23 protein-coding genes are annotated in these 23,064 nt (G+C 66.3%); 9 read left to right on the top strand and 14 right to left on the bottom strand.

Going from position 1 to position 23,064, the window contains the following annotated elements:
• Positions 1–57 precede the first annotated feature (57 nt).
• The 5 genes from GGR33_RS09420 (at position 58) to GGR33_RS09400 (ending at position 4,794) form a co-directional block, all read left to right on the top strand.
• Positions 58–321, top strand: a complete 264-nt coding sequence (locus GGR33_RS09420; RefSeq protein WP_425488760.1) for a hypothetical protein — start codon at positions 58–60, stop codon at positions 319–321.
• Positions 322–330: 9 nt separating this feature from the next.
• Positions 331–762, top strand: a complete 432-nt coding sequence (locus GGR33_RS09415; protein ID WP_183504323.1) for a DUF4345 domain-containing protein — start codon at positions 331–333, stop codon at positions 760–762.
• 155 nt (positions 763–917) lie between these two features.
• Entirely contained in the window at positions 918–2,255 is a 1,338-nt protein-coding gene (locus tag GGR33_RS09410; protein WP_284210741.1) for an O-antigen ligase family protein, read from the top strand.
• 101 nt (positions 2,256–2,356) lie between these two features.
• Complete coding sequence (locus tag GGR33_RS09405; RefSeq protein WP_183504319.1) at positions 2,357–3,619, top strand: acyltransferase family protein; 1,263 nt, start codon at positions 2,357–2,359, stop codon at positions 3,617–3,619.
• Positions 3,616–4,794, top strand: coding sequence for an endo-1,4-beta-xylanase (locus tag GGR33_RS09400; protein ID WP_183504317.1), 1,179 nt, complete (start codon positions 3,616–3,618; stop codon positions 4,792–4,794). The genes GGR33_RS09405 and GGR33_RS09400 overlap by 4 nt, the downstream gene beginning before the upstream one ends.
• Before the next feature lie 9 nt (positions 4,795–4,803).
• Here GGR33_RS09400 and GGR33_RS09395 read toward each other — a convergent pair whose 3' ends face one another.
• The 10 genes from GGR33_RS09395 to GGR33_RS09350 form a co-directional block, all read right to left on the bottom strand.
• Entirely contained in the window at positions 4,804–5,085 is a 282-nt protein-coding gene (locus tag GGR33_RS09395; protein ID WP_183504315.1) for a hypothetical protein, read from the bottom strand.
• Between the two features lie 35 nt (positions 5,086–5,120).
• Positions 5,121–6,026, bottom strand: a complete 906-nt coding sequence (locus GGR33_RS09390; protein WP_183504313.1) for an outer membrane protein — start codon at positions 6,024–6,026, stop codon at positions 5,121–5,123.
• Between the two features lie 202 nt (positions 6,027–6,228).
• Positions 6,229–7,065: an outer membrane protein gene (locus tag GGR33_RS09385; RefSeq protein WP_183504311.1), complete on the bottom strand. Its 837-nt coding sequence runs from the start codon at positions 7,063–7,065 to the stop codon at positions 6,229–6,231.
• A gap of 192 nt (positions 7,066–7,257) precedes the next feature.
• Complete coding sequence (locus GGR33_RS09380) at positions 7,258–8,130, bottom strand: outer membrane protein (RefSeq protein WP_183504309.1); 873 nt, start codon at positions 8,128–8,130, stop codon at positions 7,258–7,260.
• 243 nt (positions 8,131–8,373) lie between these two features.
• Positions 8,374–9,717, bottom strand: a complete 1,344-nt coding sequence (gene glmM / locus GGR33_RS09375; protein WP_183504307.1) for a phosphoglucosamine mutase — start codon at positions 9,715–9,717, stop codon at positions 8,374–8,376.
• Between the two features lie 252 nt (positions 9,718–9,969).
• The gene (gene ftsH, locus GGR33_RS09370) at positions 9,970–11,898 is read right to left on the bottom strand and encodes an ATP-dependent zinc metalloprotease FtsH (protein ID WP_183504305.1); all 1,929 of its coding nucleotides are present in this window, start codon (positions 11,896–11,898) and stop codon (positions 9,970–9,972) included.
• Positions 11,899–12,031: 133 nt separating this feature from the next.
• Entirely contained in the window at positions 12,032–13,144 is a 1,113-nt protein-coding gene (gene tilS, locus GGR33_RS09365; RefSeq protein ID WP_183504303.1) for a tRNA lysidine(34) synthetase TilS, read from the bottom strand.
• Complete coding sequence (gene ybgF / locus GGR33_RS09360; protein WP_183504301.1) at positions 13,141–14,127, bottom strand: tol-pal system protein YbgF; 987 nt, start codon at positions 14,125–14,127, stop codon at positions 13,141–13,143. Before ybgF ends, tilS begins: the two co-directional genes overlap by 4 nt.
• Before the next feature lie 115 nt (positions 14,128–14,242).
• Positions 14,243–14,746: a peptidoglycan-associated lipoprotein Pal gene (pal, locus tag GGR33_RS09355; RefSeq protein WP_183504299.1), complete on the bottom strand. Its 504-nt coding sequence runs from the start codon at positions 14,744–14,746 to the stop codon at positions 14,243–14,245.
• A gap of 296 nt (positions 14,747–15,042) precedes the next feature.
• A complete protein-coding gene (locus GGR33_RS09350) occupies positions 15,043–15,405 on the bottom strand; it encodes an Hpt domain-containing protein (protein ID WP_246412931.1) in 363 nt (120 codons plus the stop codon).
• A 186-nt stretch (positions 15,406–15,591) separates the two neighbouring features.
• Here GGR33_RS09350 and GGR33_RS09345 point away from each other — a divergent pair, with 186 nt between their 5' ends.
• A complete protein-coding gene (locus tag GGR33_RS09345) occupies positions 15,592–15,990 on the top strand; it encodes a response regulator (RefSeq protein WP_183504297.1) in 399 nt (132 codons plus the stop codon).
• Here the strand turns inward: GGR33_RS09345 and GGR33_RS09340 are convergent.
• Complete coding sequence (locus GGR33_RS09340) at positions 15,973–16,950, bottom strand: WcbI family polysaccharide biosynthesis putative acetyltransferase (RefSeq protein WP_425488770.1); 978 nt, start codon at positions 16,948–16,950, stop codon at positions 15,973–15,975. The genes GGR33_RS09345 and GGR33_RS09340 overlap by 18 nt on opposite strands.
• Positions 16,951–17,036: 86 nt before the next feature.
• Between GGR33_RS09340 and GGR33_RS09335 the strand changes: the two genes are divergently transcribed.
• Positions 17,037–18,104, top strand: coding sequence for a GSCFA domain-containing protein (locus GGR33_RS09335; protein ID WP_183504295.1), 1,068 nt, complete (start codon positions 17,037–17,039; stop codon positions 18,102–18,104).
• Between the two features lie 16 nt (positions 18,105–18,120).
• Here GGR33_RS09335 and hemC read toward each other — a convergent pair whose 3' ends face one another.
• The gene (gene hemC, locus GGR33_RS09330) at positions 18,121–19,050 is read right to left on the bottom strand and encodes a hydroxymethylbilane synthase (RefSeq protein WP_183504293.1); all 930 of its coding nucleotides are present in this window, start codon (positions 19,048–19,050) and stop codon (positions 18,121–18,123) included.
• A gap of 59 nt (positions 19,051–19,109) precedes the next feature.
• Complete coding sequence (locus GGR33_RS09325; protein ID WP_183504291.1) at positions 19,110–19,409, bottom strand: antibiotic biosynthesis monooxygenase family protein; 300 nt, start codon at positions 19,407–19,409, stop codon at positions 19,110–19,112.
• A gap of 395 nt (positions 19,410–19,804) precedes the next feature.
• On the opposite strand from GGR33_RS09325, the gene motA reads away from it, so the two are divergent.
• The gene (gene motA / locus GGR33_RS09320) at positions 19,805–20,662 is read left to right on the top strand and encodes a flagellar motor stator protein MotA (protein ID WP_183504288.1); all 858 of its coding nucleotides are present in this window, start codon (positions 19,805–19,807) and stop codon (positions 20,660–20,662) included.
• A 144-nt stretch (positions 20,663–20,806) separates the two neighbouring features.
• Positions 20,807–21,670 (top strand): flagellar motor protein MotB, encoded by an 864-nt coding sequence (locus GGR33_RS26400; RefSeq protein WP_183505042.1) that lies wholly within the window; start codon positions 20,807–20,809, stop codon positions 21,668–21,670.
• Positions 21,671–21,718: 48 nt separating this feature from the next.
• Here the strand turns inward: GGR33_RS26400 and GGR33_RS09310 are convergent, their stop codons facing one another.
• Positions 21,719–23,062, bottom strand: coding sequence for a type III PLP-dependent enzyme (locus tag GGR33_RS09310; RefSeq protein WP_183504286.1), 1,344 nt, complete (start codon positions 23,060–23,062; stop codon positions 21,719–21,721).
• Between the last annotated feature and the right edge of the window lie 2 nt (positions 23,063–23,064).

Below are 23,064 nucleotides of genomic sequence, written 5' to 3'. Positions count from 1 at the left end.
TTCCATGAGGTTGCGGCTGTGTCTGCCGATCCTCGCACGAGGCGGCGGGATGTTTTCATGCACGAGGTTGCCGGAATGTCGCTCCGTGTCGTCGCCTTGCTCGCCGCGGGGCTCTCCGTCGGGGTTCCGGCGCTGGCCCGCGAGGCAACAAAGTCGACGGTCGCCGTCCGCGAGAAGGAGCCCGCATTGTCGCCGGCGCGAGAGCGGCAGAAGCGGTGTGGTACTGAATGGCGGGGCCTCTCGGCCGCCGACAAGACCGCCAAGGGGCCGACCTGGCCGCAATTCTACAGCAGATGCGTCAAGCGCCTGAAGGCATCGTGAGCGTCCACCATGCAGCGAGAGCGCCGTTTATTGCAGCGGGTCGTCGCGGTGGCCGCGCTGCTGCCGATCGTCGCCGGCCTCTATGGCGTGCTGTTTGGAATTGACGGCATCGGCACCCAGAGGATCGTCAACGTCTCCGCCGACAGCCACTTCCGCTACCTGTCGGGCCTGCTCACCGGGATCGGCATTCTATTCCTGACCTGCGTTCCGGGGATCGAACACAAGACGGGGCTGTTTCGCTTCCTCACTCTGGTCGTGGTGCTCGGCGGCCTGTCACGGCTGCTCGGTCTCTTTCTCACCGGCGTGCCATCCCTCGTGATGCTCGGCGCTCTCGCTTTCGAGCTCGGTGTGACGCCGCTGCTCTGCCTGTGGCAGGCTCGTGTGGCTCATCTCGCAGCGGGCGAGGAAATCTTGACGGCGAAGTCGCAGCGCTTGCCCTGAGCAGTCCTCGCGGGGCGCCGCATCAACCTTACGAACGGTTAGCTGGGCACAAAGTCTTCGCCGCACCCAACCAGAGCGCGTTCTGCGCTAGTCTTGCCTCGTTTCCGGACCGCCGCGCGCCGATGCGCCGGCTGGTCGCTCGAAGAGGCCGCAGCGTGGCGTCGGCGATTGAAGTGCCTGCGAAGGGGCGAGCGCCCGCCGACCGCCCGTCCTTCGTCAAGGCACGTGGCGACATGCCGGATGCGCTGCGCATGGCGCTCGGCGGAGCCTGCATCCTCGCTTTCTGGAACCACGCGCCGCTGGCGGATCTCAGCGACAAGAGCATCCTGGAGACATCCACTGCCGGCAGTTGGCAGACGCAGGTCATCTTCCTGGTGCTCGGCTTCGCCATGGCGGCGGCCCTGCGTCAGCTCGGCATCGAGAAGCTGCGGCCGCTGCTGACCTGGCCGCTGATGACGTTGTCCGGCTGGATGGGGCTGACGCTGCTCACCTCGGTCGATCCGCTGCTCTCGATCCGCCGGATCCTGCTTTTCGTGATCGTCACCATGATCGCTGCCGGCATCCCGGTGGTGATGCGCACGGTTCGCCAGTTCGCCCTGACGCTTGCCGTGACCGCGATGATCATCATCGTCGCATCCTATCTCGCGGTCGTGTTCTTGCCCCAACTCGCGATCCATTCGGCGGATTTCGATCTCCTGAACGAGCCTGAGCACGAGGGCCTCTGGCGCGGGATCTTCGCGCACAAGAACGAGGCCGGCGGCGCCATGGCGCTGATGATCCTCACGGGCCTGTTCGTGGCCTCCGCGCTGAGCCGGGTCTGGGGCATCACCATCGTGTTGCTGGCGGCGGTGTTCCTGGCGGCGACGAATTCCAAATCGGTCACCGCGCTTCTGCCTTTCATCGTGCTGGCGCCGAGCCTGTGCAGCTTCGTTCGGAACCGTTGGCTAAGGGCGGCCATCCTGATCGGCCCGACGACGGCGGTCTCGCTGTTCTCCCTCGGCTCGGTGTTCCTTCCTTCGATCCGTGACGGCCTTGCCGGCATCCTGCCCGACACCTCTTTCACCGGGCGAACGGAGATCTGGGAATTCGCGGCCAGCCACATCCTCGAGCGGCCGTTGTTCGGCTGGGGCTTCGGCGCGTTCTGGGGGACCGAGCGGACGAAGTTCGGTACCTCCGATCCGTTCAACTGGGTCACGAAGACCTCCCAGGCCCACAACACCTATCTCGACGCCTGCCTGCTGATCGGCGTGCCCGGCCTGCTGATGGTGTTGGCCGCCTTCGTGGTGGCACCGCTGCGTGACCTGCAGCGGATCGCGCCCGCGGGGCGGATCGACCCGATGACCCTCTACTTCGTTCGGCTCTGGCTGCTGGCGCTGACCGGCGGCTCGTTCGAATCCGTGCTGTTCACGCCGAGCTCCTCGATCTGCTGCATGTTCATGCTCGCCATCTTCGGGCTGCGCTACCGCGCCTCCTATCGGACGGTGCCCGGCTGAGCGGCAGCTCCGCGAGACTTCGAGCGGATGGGCTGCCTAACCCGGCGCGGCGTGGGCGGCGGGAACGGCGCGGTGGGCAGCGGCAGAGTTTGGGCGAGACGATGGGCTTCCAACGAGCGTTTCGGAACGACGACGGCGGCGGACGGCCCGACGACGCCGCGGCACGCGCGCATGCGCCGACGACGCCGTTGCCGGCGCTGACGTCGCTACGCTTCTTCGCCGCCTTCTACGTGCTGGTCTTCCACTACGACCGCTTCTTCTTCCCCGATGGGCCACGCAACACGGCGATCCTGCTCGGCCATACCGGCGTGACGTTCTTCTTCGTCCTGTCGGGCTTCATCCTGGCCTACACCTACCATGCGGTCGATTTCGGAGACCGGATCGTGCGCCGGCGCTACCTGTTGGCGCGCTTCGCCAGGATCTATCCGGCCTTCCTGCTCTCCCTCGCGATCAGCCTGCCGTGGTTCGCCGCCTGGGTGCTGAAGAGCGAGCCGCCGCTCAAATGGCTGATGGCCTCGGGAGCGGTTCTCGCCCCCCTCGGTCTGCATGCCTGGGTGCCGGGCGCGGCCTGCTCGCTGAACTGCGCGAGCTGGTCGATCTCGGTGGAGGCGTTCTTCTACCTGTTGTTTCCTCTGCTGTTGCCGCTGGTGCTGCGCAGGCCGGTCGAGTATGCGCTCGCCGCCCTCGGGCTGTGGGCGGTGTTCGGGGCCTTCGGCACCTTGCTCTGGAACCGCTACGCGCCCGGCGTATCGTTGATCGAGCCGGAGCCTGCCGGCGCTACGGCGATGCTGCTCGCCCAGGGCATCAAGTACGATCCGCTCCTGCGGCTGCCCGAGTTCATCGCCGGGCTTGTGCTCTTCGCCTGGTGGCAACGGATGCGTCCCGCCGCACCACCCGATGCGTCGGACCGGCGCGGCTCCCTCGCCAAGCCGTTCCTGGGCGCCGCCGCGCTGGCCGCCATCGTCCTGGTCCTGATCGATCCCTACGTGCCGGGGCCGTTGATGCACAACGGCCTAAGTGCACTGGCCTGGGCGCCCCTGATCCTGGCGGGCGCGGAGCTGCGCGGAGGCATCCTCGCCAGTGCGCCGCTGGTCTTCCTCGGACGCATCTCCTTCGCACTCTACCTGCTGCACCTGCCGGCCTACGCCGCAATCAACTCGCTCGACCGCGCCTTGCACGGAGCGATCACCGGCCCGTCTCCATGGTTGGGGGTTGCCTTGGCGACGGCCCTCTCTCTCGCCTTGGCCGCTCTCGTGCATCTCTATGTCGAGGAGCCGGCCCGGCGCGCCCTGCTCGGCGGCGGGCTGCGTCTGTTCGCGAGCCGCGCCGAGGGCACCGTGGCCGAGACCGCGACCCAGAGATGACCGCGCACCGGCCGAGCCGCCGCACCATCCTGGGGGGCGGCGCGGCAGCGTTCGCGCTTGCAGGGTCGGCGGAGGCCGCGCCCTCCCCCTTCGGCCCCCTCGGCAAGCCGTCCTGGTCCGCCGACGGCCTCCAGGCAGCCGCCGCCGCCAAGGGCTTGGCCTTCGGCACGGCCGTACCGATCACGCGCTTCCGTCAGGATCGGCGCTGGCGATCGCTCGCCGAGCGGGAATGCGGGGTGCTGGTCTGCGAGAACGCCATGAAGCTCTCGGGCGTCGTCCCGCGGGAGGGCGTCTTCGAGACCGCCGCCGCCGACGAGACGCTGCGCTTCGCCCGCAGCAACGGCCAGCGCATGCGCGGGCATTGCTTGGTCTGGCACGAGGGCCTTCCGCCTTGGGCCGAGACGATCCTGGCGAGCGGCAACGCCTCGCGGGCCGAAGCACTGATGCGGCAATGGATCGGTGCCATGGCCCGTCGCTATCGCGGCGCGATCGAAGCCTGGGACGTCGTCAACGAGATCGTCGTCCCGGCTGACCACCGGCCCGGCGGATTGCGCGCCACGCCGTGGCTCGCGGCGCTCGGCCCCGGCTACGTCGATCTCGCGTTCCAGATGCTCAAGGACGAGGATCCGGGCGCAGCGGCGGTCTATAACGAGAACGATTGCGAGCAAAAGGCGGACTGGATCGACGAGCGCCGCAGCGCGATCCTTCGGCTGCTGGAGGGCATGCTGAAGCGGGGCGTGCCGATCAGCCGGTTCGGCATGCAGGCTCACCTCACGAGCACCCTCCCCTTCGACGAGACGAAGCTGCGGCTGTTCCTGCGCGAGATCGCCGGGATGGGCCTCGCCATCGAAATCACCGAACTCGACATCGACGACCGCGCCTTTCCGCCCGACGTGGCGGCTCGCGACCGGGGCGTCGCCGATCTCACGCGGCGCTTTCTCGACACTGCGCTCGACGAAGCAGCCGTGCTCAACGTGCTGACTTGGGACCTCTACGACCCCGATACGTGGCTGAGTGTCTACCCCGCGCGGAAACGGCCCGACGGCCTGCCCCAGCGGGCGCTCCCGTTCGATGCGGAATATCGGCGAAAGCCGATGTGGGACGCGATGCACGCAGCATTCCGCAGCGCGCCCGACTACAGCGCCACGCGCCAGCGTCTGCGGGCGAAGGCCTAGCTACCGAATTCAGCGAGGAAACCGGCTCGGCGGCTCGTTGTAGATCGGCGTCTCGGTGGTCCGCGGCAGATAGGCATGGATCAGGAAGTCCGGGGTGCCGAACTGCGGAGCGCGACGGCGCGGCGGCACGTAGCGCGGATCGCGGTAACGGACATCAAGCGGCAGCCGTCGAACCGATTGGCGGTTCAGTTCTCTGCGCTCGTGACGCGGTGCCTCCGCATAAACCGGTGCTGCGATGAGAAGGACCGCTAGGCTGCCGAGCGCGATTCGAGCAACTGTGTTGAGCGCCATAGGATCGGCCCTTCGGTCAAACGTAAGGAAAAAGATCAAAATTTGTAGGCTGCGCCGCCGCGAACGGAATTCACATTGACTTTGTGGCCATCGAAATCATTGAGAAGCACGTATTGATACTCGCCGCGCAGCAATATGTTTGATGTAATGGCGTATTCAACGCCGCCACCTAGAGTAAATCCTCCAACGACTTTAGTCTTGCTGGTTCCATAGATACTCGGTGCGAAGGGGATGCCCGCACCAGGGTTAGCCTGATCGAACGAGCTGTAGCCGAACCGCCCAACATAGGCCGTCTGCCCGCTCGCCACGTTGGACAGATAGGTTGTCCGGTCATAGCTATAAGTCTGGATGCCGACCTTATCCGAGATACTGGCTCTGCCGATTGCGAAACCACCAGTCACGAACGGCAGGAAGTCGCCGATGGCATATCCCACTCGGGCTCGGATGGTGCCGAGATCCTCGAGCTTGGTGCGGGCGATGCCTGCGAGGTTCGCAGTGCTCAGATATCCGTCCGAAAGAAGTCTCGTCCGAGAGATCGCGTCGGCAGTGGTGCCGGTGATGTCGAAGCGGGAATAATCGAATTCGACACCGATGACGGTGTCGTCGAACTGCATGTTGTAGCCGGCGAAGGCGCCGTAGCTCACGCCGTCCTTCCGCACGGCGTGCGCGCTCAGGAGGCTCGACGCATTCATTTCGCTCTCGATCGTCGTGCTGCGGAGCGCGTTGGCGACGATCGGCTGGAAGGAATTCGTGAACCCGAAAGCAGAGGAACTGTAGCCGCCATGGCCGCCGATATAGAATCCGCTCCAGTCGATCACCTGCGTCGTGACCGGCTCGTATTCGGGGCCGCGCAGGTAATCGTCGGCGAAATCGGCGGCGCGCGCGGTGGACATGCTGCCGAGCGCGGTCAAAGCCAGGAAACCGATGGTGAGTTTACGCATCGTCATCGTCCTTCGGGCGGCACGACGCTTCGGCGCGGCTTGCCCCATGGACTGGTCTTACTTGAGTAACCTTAATGGTCGGTTGCTTTGCGGATCTTCGTCTTGATCCGAAACGGTCCTTCGCCGTTGCGAAGCTTTCGCACGAACGCATTCGGCCTGCCGTTCGGAACGGCAGGCCGGCATTCTTTTCGAAAGAGCTGTGTCAGTTGCCGTAGGGGTTCTGCGAGATCATCGGCAGCAAGCCGCCCGCGAACTGGTAGCGCAGGCCGACGCGCACCTCGTTGGCATGAAGATCCTTGAGCCGCGTACTGGCGCCGAACGAGTCGACGCCGCTCTTGGCGCCCCCGAGATCGACGTAACGGTATGCCGCATCGAGGCTCAGACCCTGGCCGAGCTGATAGGAGGCACCCGCGGTCAGGTTCCAGGCGAAGGAGGAAAGCCCATGATCGGGGCGCGTCACGGCCACTCGGGTGCCCGTCCCCGAATTCCCGTCGCAGCCGGCAACGGTGCAGGTCGTCTGCGTATAGTTGCCGTGGAAACTGTTTTCAGCGAAGCCGATGCCGCCTCCGACGTAAGGCGTTAGGCCCCACCACGTTCCGAGATCGGCATAGGCGTTGAGAAAGCCGGTGAGCGCGGAGAGATCGCCAGTCTCGATATTGTAGCCGGTCGCGAAATGCGATCCGGAAGAATAGGTCCGGAATCGCGACGGCATGCGCTGGTCGATCGTCGCGTCGACCCGGAGCCATTGGTTGACCCGGTAGCCGACGCCACCGCCATAGCCGGCCTCACTCGACAGCCGCAGGCCGACATAGGGGGGCAGGCTGGGATCGGGCGGCGTCGCGTCACTCGGCTTTCCGAAGTCGCTCGCCGTCGCGTCGGCGCGAAGGTACCAGCCGCTCTCGACGGGCTCGGCTGCCACGATCGCCTCGGGCGACCGGGCGTAGCGCAACAGATCGGCGGCGGAAGCGGGGCCGGTCGACAGAGCCACGGCGACCCCGAGCCCGGCAATGGCGGTGCGGAGGCAATCCGATGAACGCATTTCGGTGACATCTCCCGCTGAGGTCCGAGATCGGCATGTGCCGTGCCATCGGGCCAGCGTCTCGATGTCATTCTGCTCAGTGCAGGTTATGATCCGATTAAGCCTAATAGAATTTCTGAAAATGATGATTCAAAACAGAAACGGCGCGGATGTGATCCGCGCCGTTTCAATGTTTTGGTTCCGATGTATCGATCAGTACTTGCGAACGAGCGGAGCGGGCTCGTAGGCGGGCGCCAGCATCGGCATCGGCGCGGGACCGGCGGAACCGATCAGGTAGCGCAGGCCGATCTTCACGTCGTGCGAGGTGAGGTCGCTGACCTTGTAGGTCGCGAGCGAGCAGGTCGGGTCGTTGACGCAGGTCACGGCGCCGGTCTTGGCATGGCCCATGTTCAGGTAGCGGTAGCCGACGTCGACCTTGAAGTTCGGCGTCACGTCGTAGGTCACACCGGCCTGAGCGGCCCAGGCGAGGCTGGTGGTGTTCTTCGACGGGGCCGTGCCGAAGCCGCCCGCAGCGGTGCCGGCACCGATGTCCTGGTAGCTGCTGATCTGGTTGAAGGCCGCGCCGACGCCACCGCCGATATAGGGGGTCAGGCACCACCAGGTGCCGAGGTCGATGTAGCCGTTCGCCATCGTGACGATCGAGCGGAACTTGCCGCTATTGGTGTCGATGCCGGTGCCGCCGTTCAGGGGGAAGCGCTCCACGTAGTGGAGGCTGCCGCCGCCGCGGTATTCACCGGTGATGTCGCCGCGCAGGAAGCTGTTGAACTGGTAGCCGACACCGGCGCCAGCGAAGAACTGGTCGTCCTGTTGACGATCGGTGACCGTGTAGCCGGCCGGCAGCACGGCGCCGGTGACGCCGAGATTGGTGCTGACCTTGTCGAACTCGGCAGCGCCGACGCCGACGTCGCCACGCAGATACCAGCCGCCGCCGACATCGACGGGCGCAGGCATCGGCGGGGGCGGAGGCGGCGGAAGGAGATCCGCGGCATGTGCGAGGCAGGGCGCTCCGACGCTCGCCATGAGCGTGAGGGAGCGCGCCAATGCGTGAAGCTTGGAGCGGCCCATGGGATTTCCTTCACTCTTCGATACGTGCCGGAAGCCGCATGCGGCCGGCAGGGAGAACGAAGGGCATCATGGACGAGGCTGGTTAAATCGTACTTAACGTAAAAAATTAGGCTTGCCGAAGTGTTGATTTCGGCATGACACCAGCCTGATCAAGTCATCGCGTGAATAGGGGCAGACCTTAGGCCTGCCCTGGGATGCAGCGATCCGGCGGCCGGATCGCATGGACCGTGCCTCGTCGAAAGCTCAAGCGGCCGCGCGGGTAACGGCGTCCACGACCTCGTCGACGACTTCGTTCACGAGGTCGCGGTCGTCGCCCTCGGCCATCACGCGGATCACGGGTTCCGTTCCCGAAGGCCGGATGACGAGGCGGCCGGCATCTCCGAGCCGTGCCGTGGCGTGGGCGATGGCCGTGACCACCGAATCCTGGCGCAGCGGCTCGCCGGATCGGTAGCGCACGTTCTTCAGGATCTGCGGCAGCGGGTCGAAGCAATGGCAGACCTCGCTGACCGGCCGTTCCATGCGCTTGACGACGCTCAGGAGTTGCAGGGCCGCGACGAGGCCGTCGCCGGTCGTGGCGTAGTCCGACATGATGATGTGGCCGGACTGCTCGCCGCCGAGGTTGTAACCGTGCTCGCGCATATGCTCGAGCACGTAGCGATCGCCGACGGCCGTGCGGGCGAGGTTGAGCCCGAGACCACCGAGGAAACGTTCCAGGCCGAGATTCGACATGATGGTGGCGACGAGGCCCGGCTGCGTCAGCCGCTCGTCCTCTTGCCAGGAGCGCGCGACGACCGCCATGAGTTGGTCGCCATCGACCTTCTGGCCCTTCTCGTCGACGATCAGGACCCTGTCGGCGTCGCCGTCGAGGGCGATGCCGACATCGGCACGCAGTTCGCGCACCTTATTGATAAGGGCGTCCGGCGCGGTCGAGCCGACATCGGCATTGATGTTGAAGCCATCCGGGTCCACGCCGATGGAAATGACCTCCGCCCCGAGTTCCCAGAGGGTCTCGGGGGCGACGCGGTAGCCGGCGCCGTTGGCGCAATCAACCACCACGCGCAGTCCTTCCAGTGTGACGTGCCGCGGCAGCGTGCGCTTGGCGAACTCGATGTAGCGGGCATGCACGCTTTCGATACGCTTGGCGCGGCCGAGCTCGCGCGAGGTGGCGAGATTCTTTTTCATCTCGCCGTCGATCAGGGCCTCGATCTCATGCTCGACTTCGTCGGAAAGCTTGAATCCGTCGGGGCCAAACAGCTTGATGCCGTTGTCTTCGAAGGGGTTGTGTGAAGCGGAGATCATCACACCGAGATCGGCACGCATCGAGCGCGTCAGCATGGCGACTGCGGGCGTCGGCATCGGGCCGAGCAGCATCACGTCCATGCCAACCGAGGTGAAGCCCGCGACGAGGGCCGTCTCGATCATGTAGCCGGAGAGCCGCGTATCCTTGCCAATCACGACGCGATGCCGGTGATCGCCGCGTTGGAAGACGATGCCTGCAGCCTGGCCGACCTTGAGCGCCAGCTCTGGCGTGATCACGCTGTTGGCGCGACCGCGGACACCGTCGGTCCCAAAATACTTTCGCGACATCGCCGTCGTAACCCCAATTTCCGGCGCCGCGCAGGTGTCGTCGGTCAGACGTGAGCTGTGCGGCAGTCAGCCTCAGTATCGCACCGAGATCTTCGTCGCATAATCTGAAGTGGCTCTTGCGGTCTGGTGCTCAAAACCGGCAATCGCGAGGCGTCGTTACCATTTACTTTCGAGCCGCCAGCCACACCAGCGAGACAAGAAGAGCCCGCCGAGGGGCGGGCTCTTCGTTAAACAGCATTCGCTTGCGGAGGCTCAGCCCTGGGGCTGCGGCGAAGGCTCCAACCCCCCGTCGCTCCCACGCGGCCGACCCCGGCCTGCGGAAGGTACGGACGAACCACGCGAGGGCGTCGAAGGGAGATCGCCGGAATCGCGCACCGGGGGTTCGCCCTGGAGCAGCTTGCGGATCTCGTCGCCCGAGAGCGTCTCGTATTCGAGCAGCCCCTGCGCCAGCGCCTCCAGATCGTCTTTCTTCTCTCCGAGGATGCGGCGCGCATCCTCGAGACCGGTCTCGACCAGGCGGCGCACCTCAGCGTCGATCTTCTGAGCCGTCGATTCGGACACCGTTTGCTGGCGGCCCATCGACATACCGAGGAAGACCTCGTCGTTGTTGTCGCCATAGGCGACGGTGCCGAGCTCGGGGGAAAAGCCCCAGCGCGTCACCATCATCTTGGCGAGCCGCGTGGCCTGCTCGATGTCGGACTGGGCGCCGGACGTGACCTTATCCTTGCCGAAGATCATCTCCTCGGCGATGCGGCCGCCCATCATGATGGCGAGCCGCGAGGTCATCTGCTCGAAGCTCATCGAGAGCTTGTCGCGCTCAGGGAGCTGCATGACCATGCCGAGCGCTCGACCGCGAGGGATGATCGTCGCCTTATGGACTGGGTCGGTCGCCGGCACGTTGAAGGCGACGATGGCGTGGCCCCCTTCATGATACGCGGTGAGCCGCTTCTCGTCCTCGGTCATGACCAGGGTGCGCCGCTCGGCGCCCATCATGACCTTGTCCTTGGCGTCCTCGAACTCGTGCATCGTGACGATGCGCTTGCCGCGCCGGGCTGCGAGCAGCGCCGACTCGTTGACGAGGTTCATCAGGTCGGCACCCGAGAAGCCGGGCGTGCCGCGCGCGATCACCTTGAGATCGACGTCCGGCGCAAGCGGCACCTTGCGGACATGGACGCGCAGGATGCGCTCGCGGCCGGTGACGTCCGGGTTCGGCACCATGATCTGGCGGTCGAAGCGGCCGGGACGCAGCAGGGCGGGGTCGAGCACGTCAGGGCGGTTCGTCGCCGCGATGATGATGACGCCCTCGTTCGCCTCGAAGCCGTCCATCTCGACGAGGAGCTGGTTCAGGGTCTGCTCGCGCTCGTCGTTGCCGCCGCCGAGGCCCGCGCCACGGTGACGACCGACGGCGTCGATCTCGTCGATGAAGATGATGCAGGGCGCGTTCTTCTTCGCCTGCTCGAACATGTCGCGCACGCGGCTCGCGCCGACACCGACGAACATCTCGACGAAGTCCGAGCCCGAGATCGTGAAGAATGGCACGTTCGCCTCACCCGCGACCGCGCGTGCGATGAGCGTCTTACCCGTGCCGGGAGGGCCGACGAGCAGCACGCCGCGCGGGATACGGCCACCGAGCCGCTGGAACTTCTGGGGGTCGCGCAGGAACTCGACGATCTCCTGCAGATCCTCCTTGGCCTCCTCGACGCCGGCGACGTCGTCGAACGAGACACGCCCCGAGGCCTCCGTGAGCAGCTTGGCCTTCGATTTGCCGAAGCCCATCGCCCTGCCCGCTCCGGACTGCATCTGGCGCGAGAGAAAGATCCAGGCGCCGATGAAAACGAGAATCGGCAACCAGCTCACCAGAAGCTGGATGAACCAGGGCGTGTTGTCGGAGGGCGGCCGCGCGTTGATCTGCACGCCCTTGCCGGACAGCTTCGTCACAAGATTCGGGTCGTTCGGCGCGAAGGTCGAGAAATTACCGCCGCCGACATAGGTCCCGCTGATGTCCTGGCCGGCGATCACCACGGACTGAATCTTGCCCGCGTCGGCATCGTTCAGGAGCTGGCTGTAGGAGATCTCGCTGCCGCCGCCCCGGTGACCCTGCCCCTGGAACAGGGTCACGAGGGCCAGGACGAGCAGGAAGATGACCACCCAAAGGGCAAAGTTGCGAAAATTCGGGTTCATCGACCAATCATTCCAGGACGAGCGCTGCGAGCCGTCCACTCATGCCTCGCTGAGTGAGCCTTACCCGTACGCTCCCCGTTTCACACTTCTCCCCAGGGAGACGTGGATAACGGCAACGTTCGGTGAAGGAGGGTCACTCCGGACACGCCTCGCCAATGTAGGCGCCACCCCCTGCCTTGCCAAGTAAATCGGAAGGCGCTGCGGCGCGGCTGTCCGTGTCGTCGTTTCGAGCCGACCGCCGAGGCGGAGCGAGGGCGATCGTGACGAGGCCTGCAGGCGCCACCTCGACTAGCGTCCCCCGCAGAGTCCGGCGCAGGCGAGTGCCCTGAGAGAGAGCGGGCAGCAGGCCATCGAAGACGAGCCGTTCGAGTCGCTCCAGCCGGCGCGGCGTCGCGCGTCGTGGATCGGGCTGAACGGATTCGATGGCGCGATCGAGCGCCCGCAGCGTGATCGCCTCGGACGCGGCGAGCAGCGCCGCTCCGTCGAGGGCGAACGCGCTGGGCACCGCAGGACGCCGTGCCGCCTCGAGCAAGTCGCGCGCTCCTCGCGAGAGCGCGGCCTCATCGCGGGCAAGGCGATCGGCCAATCGCATCAGCCGCTCTCGAGTCAGACCTTCGGCGGCGAGCGACGGCATCAGGGTGCGCAGCCGGGCGCGCGTGAAACGATCATCGGCATTGGACGGATCGTGCACGAAGGACAGAGCGTTCGCCCTGCAATAATCGACGAGCTCGGCCTTCGGAATGTCGAGGAACGGTCTCGCCAGCCGGATGCCGGCGCCGAGAACACGCTCGCGGGCCATGCCGGCAAGCCCCGCCGGGCCGCTTCCCGCCATCAGTCGCATCAGCACGGTTTCGGCTTGATCGTCGGCGGTATGGGCGGTCAGCACGAGGCTCGCGCCGATCTCGGCGGCATGGCTGGCGAGCAAACGATAACGCGCTGCGCGGGCCCCAGCCTGGATGCCGCCGCGCGGTCGCGTGTCCCAGGTAAGGATGGCGTGGCGGAGACCTAGCCTCCTCGCGAGCTGCCCGACATTCTCGGCCTCGCGCGTCGAGTCCGGCCTGAGGGCGTGATCGACTGTGGCGACTGCGAGCGATCGTTCGGGCGCGCCGCTCGCTGCGGCATACATGAGCGCCGTCGAGTCCGGGCCGCCGGAGACGGCGAGCAGAACGAGGCGCGGCGCAGAGTCTACGAAGAGGTACGGAGCGAGGGCGCGCGCCAGTTGGTCGGTGCCCTGCCCGCCGGTCACGCGGCGCAGCGCGCGCGCTTCTGCTCGCGCTCGACGCCTTGCCGGACGGTATTCGTCGCGCTCGGATACTTGCGCTCGATCTCGGCCAGCGTCGCGCAAGCTTGGGCCTTGGCGCCGAGTGCGTTGAGCGACGTGCCGAGCTTGAGCATCGCCTCGGGGGCGACGGGCGATCCGGCATAGTCCGTCGAGACCTTGAGGAACTGCTCGGCCGCTTCACGGGAGCGATTGCGCTGCAGGTAGCTCTCGCCGAGCCAGTACGTCGCCTTCGGCACCAGCTTGTCGCGCGGATGCGACTGGATGAACTGCCGCAGGCTCATCTCGGCCTGCTCGTATTGGCGGCCCTGAACGAGGGCATAGGCAGCCTCGAAATCGGATTTCGCGTCGCCGGTGCCGGTGGCCGCGACACTAGTCGACGGCGTCGGCTCGATGGCACCCGTGGTCGGCACGGAGGGCGGCGGCGACAGGTCCACCGGACCGCTGGGGCCGTTATCCTGGTCGTCGTCCGCACTCTCGTAATCGATCGCAGCAGGAATCCGGTGCGAGCCCTGGGCCTCGCGTGGCGTGACCGGCGGGTTGGCGACGGGCGCCGACGGCGTCGCCGTGCCGATCTGACGCGGAGCACCAGGAGCGCCGGGATGCTGCTCGGGATCGAAGGCGTCACCGCGCTTGCCGGGCCGGCCTTCGCCGGGATTGGTGCCCGAGGGCGGACTGGCCGACGGAGTGCGCTTGGGCGCGCCTCCTCCGCCTTTGGAGCCCTCCTGCAGGCGGAACTCGACATCCTCCTGGAACTTGCGCAGCTGCTCCTTGAGCTGGCGGTTCTCGTACTGGAGGGTTTCAATCTGGCCGGAGAGCTGGCGCGTGACGTTCTCGACCCGGTTGAGACGGACGATTACGTCGGCGGCATCCTGCGCCAACGCCTGCGGGCTTCCGAAGAAGACGAGGCTGCCGGCGAAGGACGAGGCGAGAAGCAGGCGACGGAGCATGGCTTAAGGCACCGGTCGAGAGACGTGCGCGCGGGTCAACCGCCTGCGCGCCGTATCAGAAGGCCCGGCTCGCGGCAAAATGAGGACCGCTGGGCACGGGTGAACTCGGACGTGATCAGGAACCGGCGCGGCCGCCGTCGAGAACGCTGACGGCGCGGCGGTTCTGCGACCAGCAGGAGATGTCGTTGCACACGGCCACCGGGCGCTCCTTGCCGTAGGAGACGGTGCGCATGCGCGAGCCTGCGATGCCGCGCGAAGAGAGGTAGTCCTGCACCGCCTGGGCGCGGCGGGCGCCGAGGGAGAAGTTGTACTCGCGGGTGCCACGCTCGTCGGCATGGCCCTCGATCAGGAAGGTGTAGCGCGGGTAGCGCTGCAGCCAGGAGGCCTGCTTGTCGAGGGTGGCGGTGGCGGTGGGGGTCAGATCCGTCGAGTCGGATTCGAAGAACACGCGGTCGCCAACATTGACCACGAAGTCCTGCGCGCTGCCCGGCGTGGCCGCTCCGGCGCCGAAGGCCGAGGCGTCCGCGAGGTCCTTGTCGTTGGAGCAGGCGCCGACGCTGAGCGCGGCGCAGAGCGCGACGGCCAGGGGGAGCACGCGGAAGCGAGCGGATGTGAACATGGTCTGGTCTCCTCGCGCGGCCTGAATTCGTGTTGGGCCGCGCCGTGAATGCTTCGTCCAGGCCCTTGTAGGCCCATGCGGTTAAGCGAAGGTTCGATCAACCTTGACGAGAGCTTTCCGTGTGCTGGTTTAATCCCTGATGCGGTGCGTGATCGCACGCGTCGTCTGGTGCTCTCGCCTCGGCCGATCCACCGGAACGGCGCAGCTTTCTTCGCGCCCCGATTGCGGCGTCGCGGCGGCGCGATGGGTTGCGGTGCGAGATGGCGGGCGTCTGTGGCGCCGAGACAACAGCCGGGTCAGAGGCTGCCGCGCAGCTTCGCGATCTCCGGCCTTGCCCGCGCCGCCTCGGCCTGCACGGCCTGGAGGGAGGCATCGAGGCTCGCGCCGTCGAGACAGGCCTGCTCGAGCGCCATGCAGGCCTGCGACAGGCTCATGAAGCCGAGCGTGCCGCTGACCGAGACCAGGGCGTGGGCATTGGCGCCGAGATCGGTGCTCGTCGTGGTGGCCTGACCCAGGCGCCGGGCGATCTCCTCGTCGAGACCGGCGAGCAGATGCGCAAGGCGCTCTTTCCCGAACAGGTCCGCGAGGTCGGCCAGCGTCTCCGGATCGCAGATGGCCGGATCGACGTCGCCGGATGGCCCACCAGCAGGGTTCATCATTCTGTCAGTTCTCCTGATTTCGCTAGGTTATCCGGAGAGCGTTTATCGGAGATTAACCATTTCGGATGCTTCTTGAATGATGAGAGCATGATGCGACTCCTCGGTCAGCGCGTGTCTCGGAACCAAGATTGAACCGAGAGCATGGCACGGCTTGGCCGCGCCTGTTCCGAGACCGGGTCGAGAGCCATGACGCAGTCCGCCAGCGTCCTCATCGTCGAAGACAACTATCTCCTGCTCGAGATGCTCACGAGCCTCTGCGAGCAGCAGGGCATCCGCGTCTTCGCCACATCCAGCGGAGAGGACGCGCTGACGATGCTGCGGCAGCGCGCCTCCGAGATCGACTGGCTGTTCACCGACATCTCGCTGCCGGGCATCATCGATGGCTGGGAGGTCGCGGCGGCCTATCGCGAGCGGCATCCCCGGCGTCCGGTGATCTACGCGTCGACCGCCCCTCATATCGCGCGGCGTACGGTCCCGGGGAGCATCTTCGTTCACAAGCCCTTCCAAGTGCGCGAGATCATCTCGCTGGCCCGGATGATGGTGCAGGCCTCCGGCGAGGACTCGCTGCTAAGCGCCACCGGCTGAACGGAACAGCGCCCGGATCCCGGGATCCCCACGCCAGGCCTCGATGCGGTCCGCTCTCAACTGCTCACGCGGCACTTGCGCGTAACGCGCGAAGCTCTCGGCGACGAAACTCTTCAGATCATAGAGCCTCGGCGGTCGGCCCTTCGCGGTCTTCGCCCGGAACATGTCCTGCGCGCTCACGCCGTAATGGCTCGCGATGGCGGGATAGACCGGCCACAAAGCCTCCTCGACGAGCAAGTCGGGCAGATACTCCTCCGCGGCCAGATCGAGCGGCTGGAGGCCAGCCTCCACGGCGAGCCGGGTTGCGATGTCAGCGAGCACGTGCAGCTTCGGATGGTTGCTGTCGTGCATGAAGCAGCCGCGGCGCTGCCAGCGCACGAACTCCGCCTCCAGACCGAACCCGACCTCCCGCGCGGCACCGAGTAGATGCGCCGCCCCCTCGTCCCAGGCGCGATGGTAGCCGAGGCGCTCGAAGACGGCGCCGGTATAGAGGCCGAGCGTCGCCTCGACGCTGAGGCCTTCGAGGAAGCCGAATAGCGCGATCGCCGAGTGCGACGGCCCGAGCGGGCCATGGACCAGCGCCGACAGCCTCAGGCTGGCGATGTCGCCGACATAGATCATGTCCGGGTGGAAAGCCGGGAAGACCACGACGGGAAACATCCGCAGGCGCGGAAGCTTGCGTTGCAGATCGATCGTATTGCCGCCGGGAAACGAGGCGAGCCAAAAAAAGTGCGAGAAGACGAAGTCGCTATCGCGCAGGTGCTGCGCCAGCCCGTCGTGATCGCCGAAGCGCCGCTGCAAATGGGCGATGAGCTGGAGCTCGACCTGCGCATCGGGCATCAGAAGCTGCAGCACCTGCGCGACGCCCTCCGCCTGGCAATTACCGATGACGGCGATCTTCGGCCCGCGCCGTTCGGGCGCAGGTGCAGGTGAGCGCCACGGTGTTGCCCAGGATGGTATCGAGAAGGTCAGGGCGGTGAACGCGCCGGGCTGGTCCGGTCACGGGCGAGACTGCCGGCGTTCCGGATGATGGAGACGGGTCGATCGTGGCGACGAACCCTTACAGCGATCTACCGGCCGAGCGATTCTGGCGCAAGGCCGTGGCTGGCGTGCCGCCCTTCGCGGTCGATCCGCGGCCGAGGGCGGCCTTCGCGATCCGGCGCGAGGATCGGGTCGCGACCGCTGGGTCCTGCTTCGCCCAGCGCGTCGCCGAGGCCCTGCGCGATGCGGGCTTCAATTACTACGTCACCGAGACTGCGCCCGAGGGCACGCCGAACGCCGAGGCCGAGTCACGCCAGTTCGGCACCTATTCGGCCCGCTACGGCAACATCTACTATACCCGCCAACTCGTTCAGCTCTTCGACAGGGCTTACGGCACCTTCCAGCCCGAGCTGACGGCTTGGCAGAGGCAGGACGGCCGCTGGGTCGATCCGTTCCGCCCGACCATCGAGCCTGCAGGCTTCGCGAGCGAGGCAGACGTGCTTGCGGCGCGCGATGCGCATCTCGCACAGGTTCGCGCCCTGTTCGAAACCCTCGACGTCTTCGTTCTCACGCTCGGCCTCAACGAGGGGTGGCGCTACCTCTCCGACGGCGCTGCCCTGCCGATCGCGCCAGGCGTCGCGGGTGGCATCTTCGATCCCGCCGCATATGCCTGCGTCACCGCGGGCGCGGGTGAAATCGCCGGGGACCTGAGAGGATTCCTGGCCCGGCTGCGTTCCGTCAATCCGGTCTCGCGGGTCATCGTCACGGTCTCGCCCGTGCCGATGATCGCGACCTATCGGGACCGGCACGTGCTCGAATCGAACGGTTACTCGAAGGCGGTGCTGCGGGCTGCGGCCGGCGAAGTCTGCGACGGCTCCGATCCGGCCACGGTCTACTTTCCGTCCTACGAGATCATCACAGGTAGTGGCCCGGCCGGGCGCTATTTCAACGACGACCTGCGCACCATCACCGATGCCGGCGTCGGCCACGTCATGCGCTCGTTTCTCGGCGCTTTCGCGCCCGACCGCGCCGGGGCATCCGCCGTTGCCGCGAGCTATGCCACGAAGGCCGAATTCGCCGGTGTCTCGGGCGTGATCTGCGACGAGGAGGAGATCGAGCGCAGCGTGGCTTGAGGCCCTCGCCGCTCCTTTACTGCAGGTGCCGTGCGTAGGTGTCGCCCGCTGCGCGCTTCAGCTCGGCCCCAGCATCACGGCCGATCGCGGCGGCATCGCTGACGGAACCCTCTCGGGTCACCGCCCAGTGCCGGCTGCCGTCGGGCAGGAAAAGCAGGCCATCGAGGCTGAGGCGGTCGCCCTCGATCCGGGCGAGCGCCGCGATCGGCGTACGGCAGGAGCCGTCGAGCTCGGCTAGCAACCCTCGTTCCGCATCGAGCGCGGTGGTGGTTCTCGCGCAGGCGATAGGTTGGAGCAGCGCCCGGATGGCGTCGTCGCCGGCGCGCGTCTCGATGCCGAGCGCTCCCTGCGCCACCGCGGGCAGCATCTCCTCGACGGAGAGCACGCTGCGGGCGACGTTTTCCATGCCCAGCCGCTGCAGGCCGGCCAAGGCGAGGAGCGTGGCGTCGCACTCGCCCGATTCGAGCTTGCGCATCCGGGTATTGGCGTTCCCGCGTAGCGGCACGATCTTCAGATCCGGCCGCTTCATCAGGACCTGCGCACCGCGCCTGAGCGACGAAGTGCCGACCCTGGCGCCCGCAGGCAGGTCCGAAAATCCATTGGCGCCGTTGGCGGAGAGGAAGGCGTCGCGTGGATCGTCACGCTCCAGGATGCAGGCGATCACGAGGCCGTGCGGCAGCCAGGTCTCGACGTCCTTCATCGAGTGCACGGCGACGTCGACCTCCTCGGCGAACAGCGCCTGCTCCAGCTCCTTCGTGAAGAGCCCCTTGCCGCCGATCTCGGAGAGCGGCCGGTCGAGGATGCGGTCCGCGACGGTGGAGACCACGACGATCTCGGTCTCGATCCCCGGATTGGCGGCCACGATCCGGTCGCGGACCATGCCGGTCTGGGCGAGCGCCATCGGGCTGCCGCGGGTGCCGATTCGGAGGGGGCGTGACAGGCTCATGGCAACCGTCGTAGCCGAGGCGGCCTCGGAGTGTCACGCCCACCCCCGCGGTTGCGCACTCAGAACGCCTGAAGCGTCAGCTCGGTATGCTCGACCTGGGGCGGGCTCTCGAAATACGTCGAGACCATTGCGCGATAGTCCTGCCACGGCTGCGAGCCGGTGAAGTCCTTGGTGTGCGCCTCCAGCGTGTCCCACTCGATCAGCAGGCGGTAGCGCTGCGGCTTCTCCACAGAGCGCCGTACCTGGAAGCTGCGGCATCCTTTCGCGGCCTTGAAGATCGCAGCCGCCTTCTCGATCCCCGCCTCGAACTGGGATTCGGACCCGGCCTTCACGTCGATCTGTGCGATTTCGAGGATCATGACTCGCTGCCTGCTCCGCCTGTCGTGTCGGCGCGCTCATAGAGCATGCTGTGAAAAAGTGGCAACGGTTTTTCGCGGAAAGCATGCTCTAAACTATTGAATTGATCACGCTTTCTGCGTTTTGACAGATTCCGTCAAAACGCAGCGTGATCTAGCGCTTTCGCCACAGCCGTCCCACCGAATTCCCACGCATCCGGTCGTTCGGATCCCACCCACTCACCTCGGAATGAGGGAGAATATGGGATCACGGCGTGGCTGCGCTCCTGATGAGCATCATCATCGCCGCAGCGCTCTCTCCACGGCTCTAAACTCGACCTTAACCATGACCAGCGATTTGTCAGATCATTGGTAGCTGCGTGCGGGCTGTACCTGCTGCCACGCAAGGATGGCAAACTATGCGGCTGATCGTCGGCACACTGATCGTCTTCGGCTGCGTCTTCGGCAGCTACGCGCAGATGGGCGGCCACCTGGAAGTCCTTTGGCAGCCGTACGAGTTCGTCATCATCCTCGGCGCGGCGATCGGTGCCTTCGTCATCGGCAACATCGGGCCAGTGCTCAAGGCCGTGCCTGCAATGCTGGGCACGCTGGTAAAGGGCCCCAAATACACGCAGCAATGCTATGTCGAACTGCTGGGGATGCAGTATTCGCTGTACAAACTTGTGAAGCAGAAAGGTTTGATGGCGCTCGAGCCGCACATTGAAAATCCGAGCGAGTCGACGCTGTTCGAAGCCTTCCCGACGTTTGCAGCGAACCATCACGCGGTCGAGTTCGTCTGCGACTACATGCGTATGGTGACGCTTGGCGTCAACAACGCCTACGAGATCGAGGCTCTCATGGATGAGGAACTCGAGACGCACCACCAGGAGCGGGAGCGTGTCGTGTCGGCCATGCAGTCGCTCGCCGACGGAACACCGGCGCTCGGCATCGTCGCCGCCGTGCTCGGTGTGATCAAGACGATGGGCGCGATCAAAGAGCCGCCGGAGGTGCTGGGCCATCTGATTGGCGGCGCGCTCGTCGGCACCTTCTTCGGCGTCTTCGTCGCCTATGGCTTCTTCGGGCCCATGGCGCAGTCGCTCAAGAGCCTCTTCGAGGCCGAATCCAAATACTACATCTCACTCAAGGCGGGTCTCCTCGCCCATATCGGCGGCCAGCCGCCGGTGATGGCGGTGGAATTTGCCCGCAAGACTCTGATGAGCGACGTCCGTCCGACCTTCAACGAAGTCGAAGCCGCAACCGCCGCTCTGGCCGCCTAGAGCGTTTTCGGTGATCCCCGGATCACCGAAAACGCTCCAAACTTTTGATGTTGCGCGCTTTCTGATCGCCGAACCGGTAACCGCTTCGGCGGAAAGCGCGCGAGATCCGATCCGATCTCCAGCAGGGACTCGACGGCCGTGGCCATCCAGCCGATCATCGTCAAGAAGGTCAAAAAGCACGGTCATGCCCACCATGGCGGGGCCTGGAAGATCGCCTATGCGGACTTCGTGACCGCCATGATGGCGTTCTTTCTGCTGATGTGGCTGATCAGCATGACGACGCAGGAGCAGAAGATCGGTTTGGCGGAATACTTCGCGCCGGCGTCTTTGAGCCCTACGACCAGTGGCGCTGGCGGAATGCTGCACGGCACCGCCCTGGACAGCGTAGGCAACAAGTCGGCGACGCCCCGCGACCCAGAGACGGGCTCTGCTGAGCAGAAGGACAGAGCGCGCCCGACGACCAGCCCGGGCCGCGCCAGCGATCTCGATGCAAATCGCCCGGCTGCCAGCGAGCAGGCCAACGAGAGCGCCGCAGCCAGCCTCCGGCAGGCGCTCCAGAAGATGCCTGACTATGCCGAGCTGTCGCGCAACATCGTGATCGAGCCGACCAAGGAGGGTGTGAACGTCTCCCTCGTGGATCAGGACGGCCGCTCCATGTTCCGAGAGGGCTCCGTCGACCCCTACGACCGCACCCGTCGCGTGCTGGAGGCGCTCGCGCCGACCCTGCGCCGGCTGCCCAACCGCCTGTCCATCACCGGCCATACGGCCGCTGCCCGTCCCGGCTCAGCGCCGGCCGTCGAACCCTGGAACCTCACCGCCGGGCGTGCGCTCGCCGTGCGCCAGATCCTGTCGGGTGCCGGGGTTCCCAGCGACAACTTCGATTCCGTGGTGGGACGCGCCGACACCAATCCGGCTTTCCCCGACAATCCCTACATCGCGCCGAACCGACGGGTGGCGATCACTCTGCTCAATGCGAGCCCGGCGGTACCCCCGAACCTCTTCCGCTGACGACGAGGCGCCTTGAATCCCTTGGGCTGATGGTACCAAACCTCGGCTTCAACCCACGTGACTGCCCTGGCCGCCACCGCCCGGCAGCGTGATCGGCGCCTCGAAACTCCCGCGCGCCCGGATGAGCGAGATGCGGCCCCCATCCACCAGCACCTCCGCTGGGCTCGGATGGCTGAGAAAGCCGATCGGGCTGGCGGTGAGGCCATAAGCGCCGGATTGCAGGATCGCGACGAGTTCACCCGCGCGCAGGTCCGGCAGCATCGCTTGGCGGGCCAGGGTGTCGAGAGGCGTGCAGAGCGGCCCGACCACGATGCAAGGCGAAGTCTCGCGGCCACGCGACGTGGCGGCGACGACCGGATAATCCCGCTTGATCACCTGCCCGAGATTGCCTGAGGCGGCGAGGTGATGGTGCATGCCGCCGTCGATGACGAGGAAGCGCGTGCCGCGTGAGATCTTCGAGGCCAGCACCTGCCCCGCATAGAGCCCCGCGGGGCCGACGAGAAAGCGGCCCGGCTCGATGACCACGGCGGCGTCACGGATCAGCGGCTGGTTGCGGACGAAGGTTCGGAGATCCTGGATGCGCTCTCCGAGCCGCTGGAGGTCGAGAGCGGTCTCGCCCTGGAAATACGGAATGCCGAGGCCGCCGCCGAGATCGATCGTGTCCAGCGGCCGCCCGAGATGCTGCGCGGCCCGAACCGCGAGCCGCAGGCCATGCGCCCACTGGCCGGCGAGCACGTCTGCATCGAGGATCTGGGTTCCTACGAAGAGATGGATGCCGGCGAGGCGCAGGGACGGATGTGCCGAGACCACGTCGATGACCGCCTCCAACCCCTCCTCGTCGAAGCCGAAGGGCGAGGGCTTGCCCCCCATCCGCATCGCGCCGCCCTGGGCCGTGGCTGAAGGGTTGATCCGCAAAGCGACCGGCACCTCGACGCCGAGCCCCTGCCCGATCGCGGCGACGCGCGCGATTTCTTCGTGGCTCTCCAGATGGATCTCGCCGATCCCGCGCTCGATCACGTAGGCGAGTTCGTCTGGGCGCTTGCCAGGGCCGGCAAACAGAATCCGCTTGGGCTGTGCGCCGGCCGCGCGGGCGGCGATGTATTCTGCCGCCGAGGCGATCTCGAGCCCGGCCCCCTCCTCCACCAGGACATGCGCGATGGCCGGGTTCGGGTTCGCCTTGATGGAATAATAGATGCCGGCCAAGCCGGCGACGGTCTCACTGAGGTGCCGGTAAGCACCGCGAATCCGCTCCGCGTCGTAGACGTAGAGAGGCGTGCCGAATTGCTCGGCGAGATTCGTGAGCGGAATGCCGCCGATCGCAAGGTCTCCTTCGTGCGACCCGAACAGGTCGGCAAGGTCTTGCGAAGATGAACGGCCGTCTATCTGCGGCATTC

Origin of the sequence: Methylobacterium brachythecii (assembly GCF_014196345.1) — a bacterium.
Classification (GTDB): Bacteria; Pseudomonadota; Alphaproteobacteria; order Rhizobiales; family Beijerinckiaceae; genus Methylobacterium; species Methylobacterium brachythecii.
This window is presented reverse-complemented; position numbering and strand designations above follow the sequence as displayed.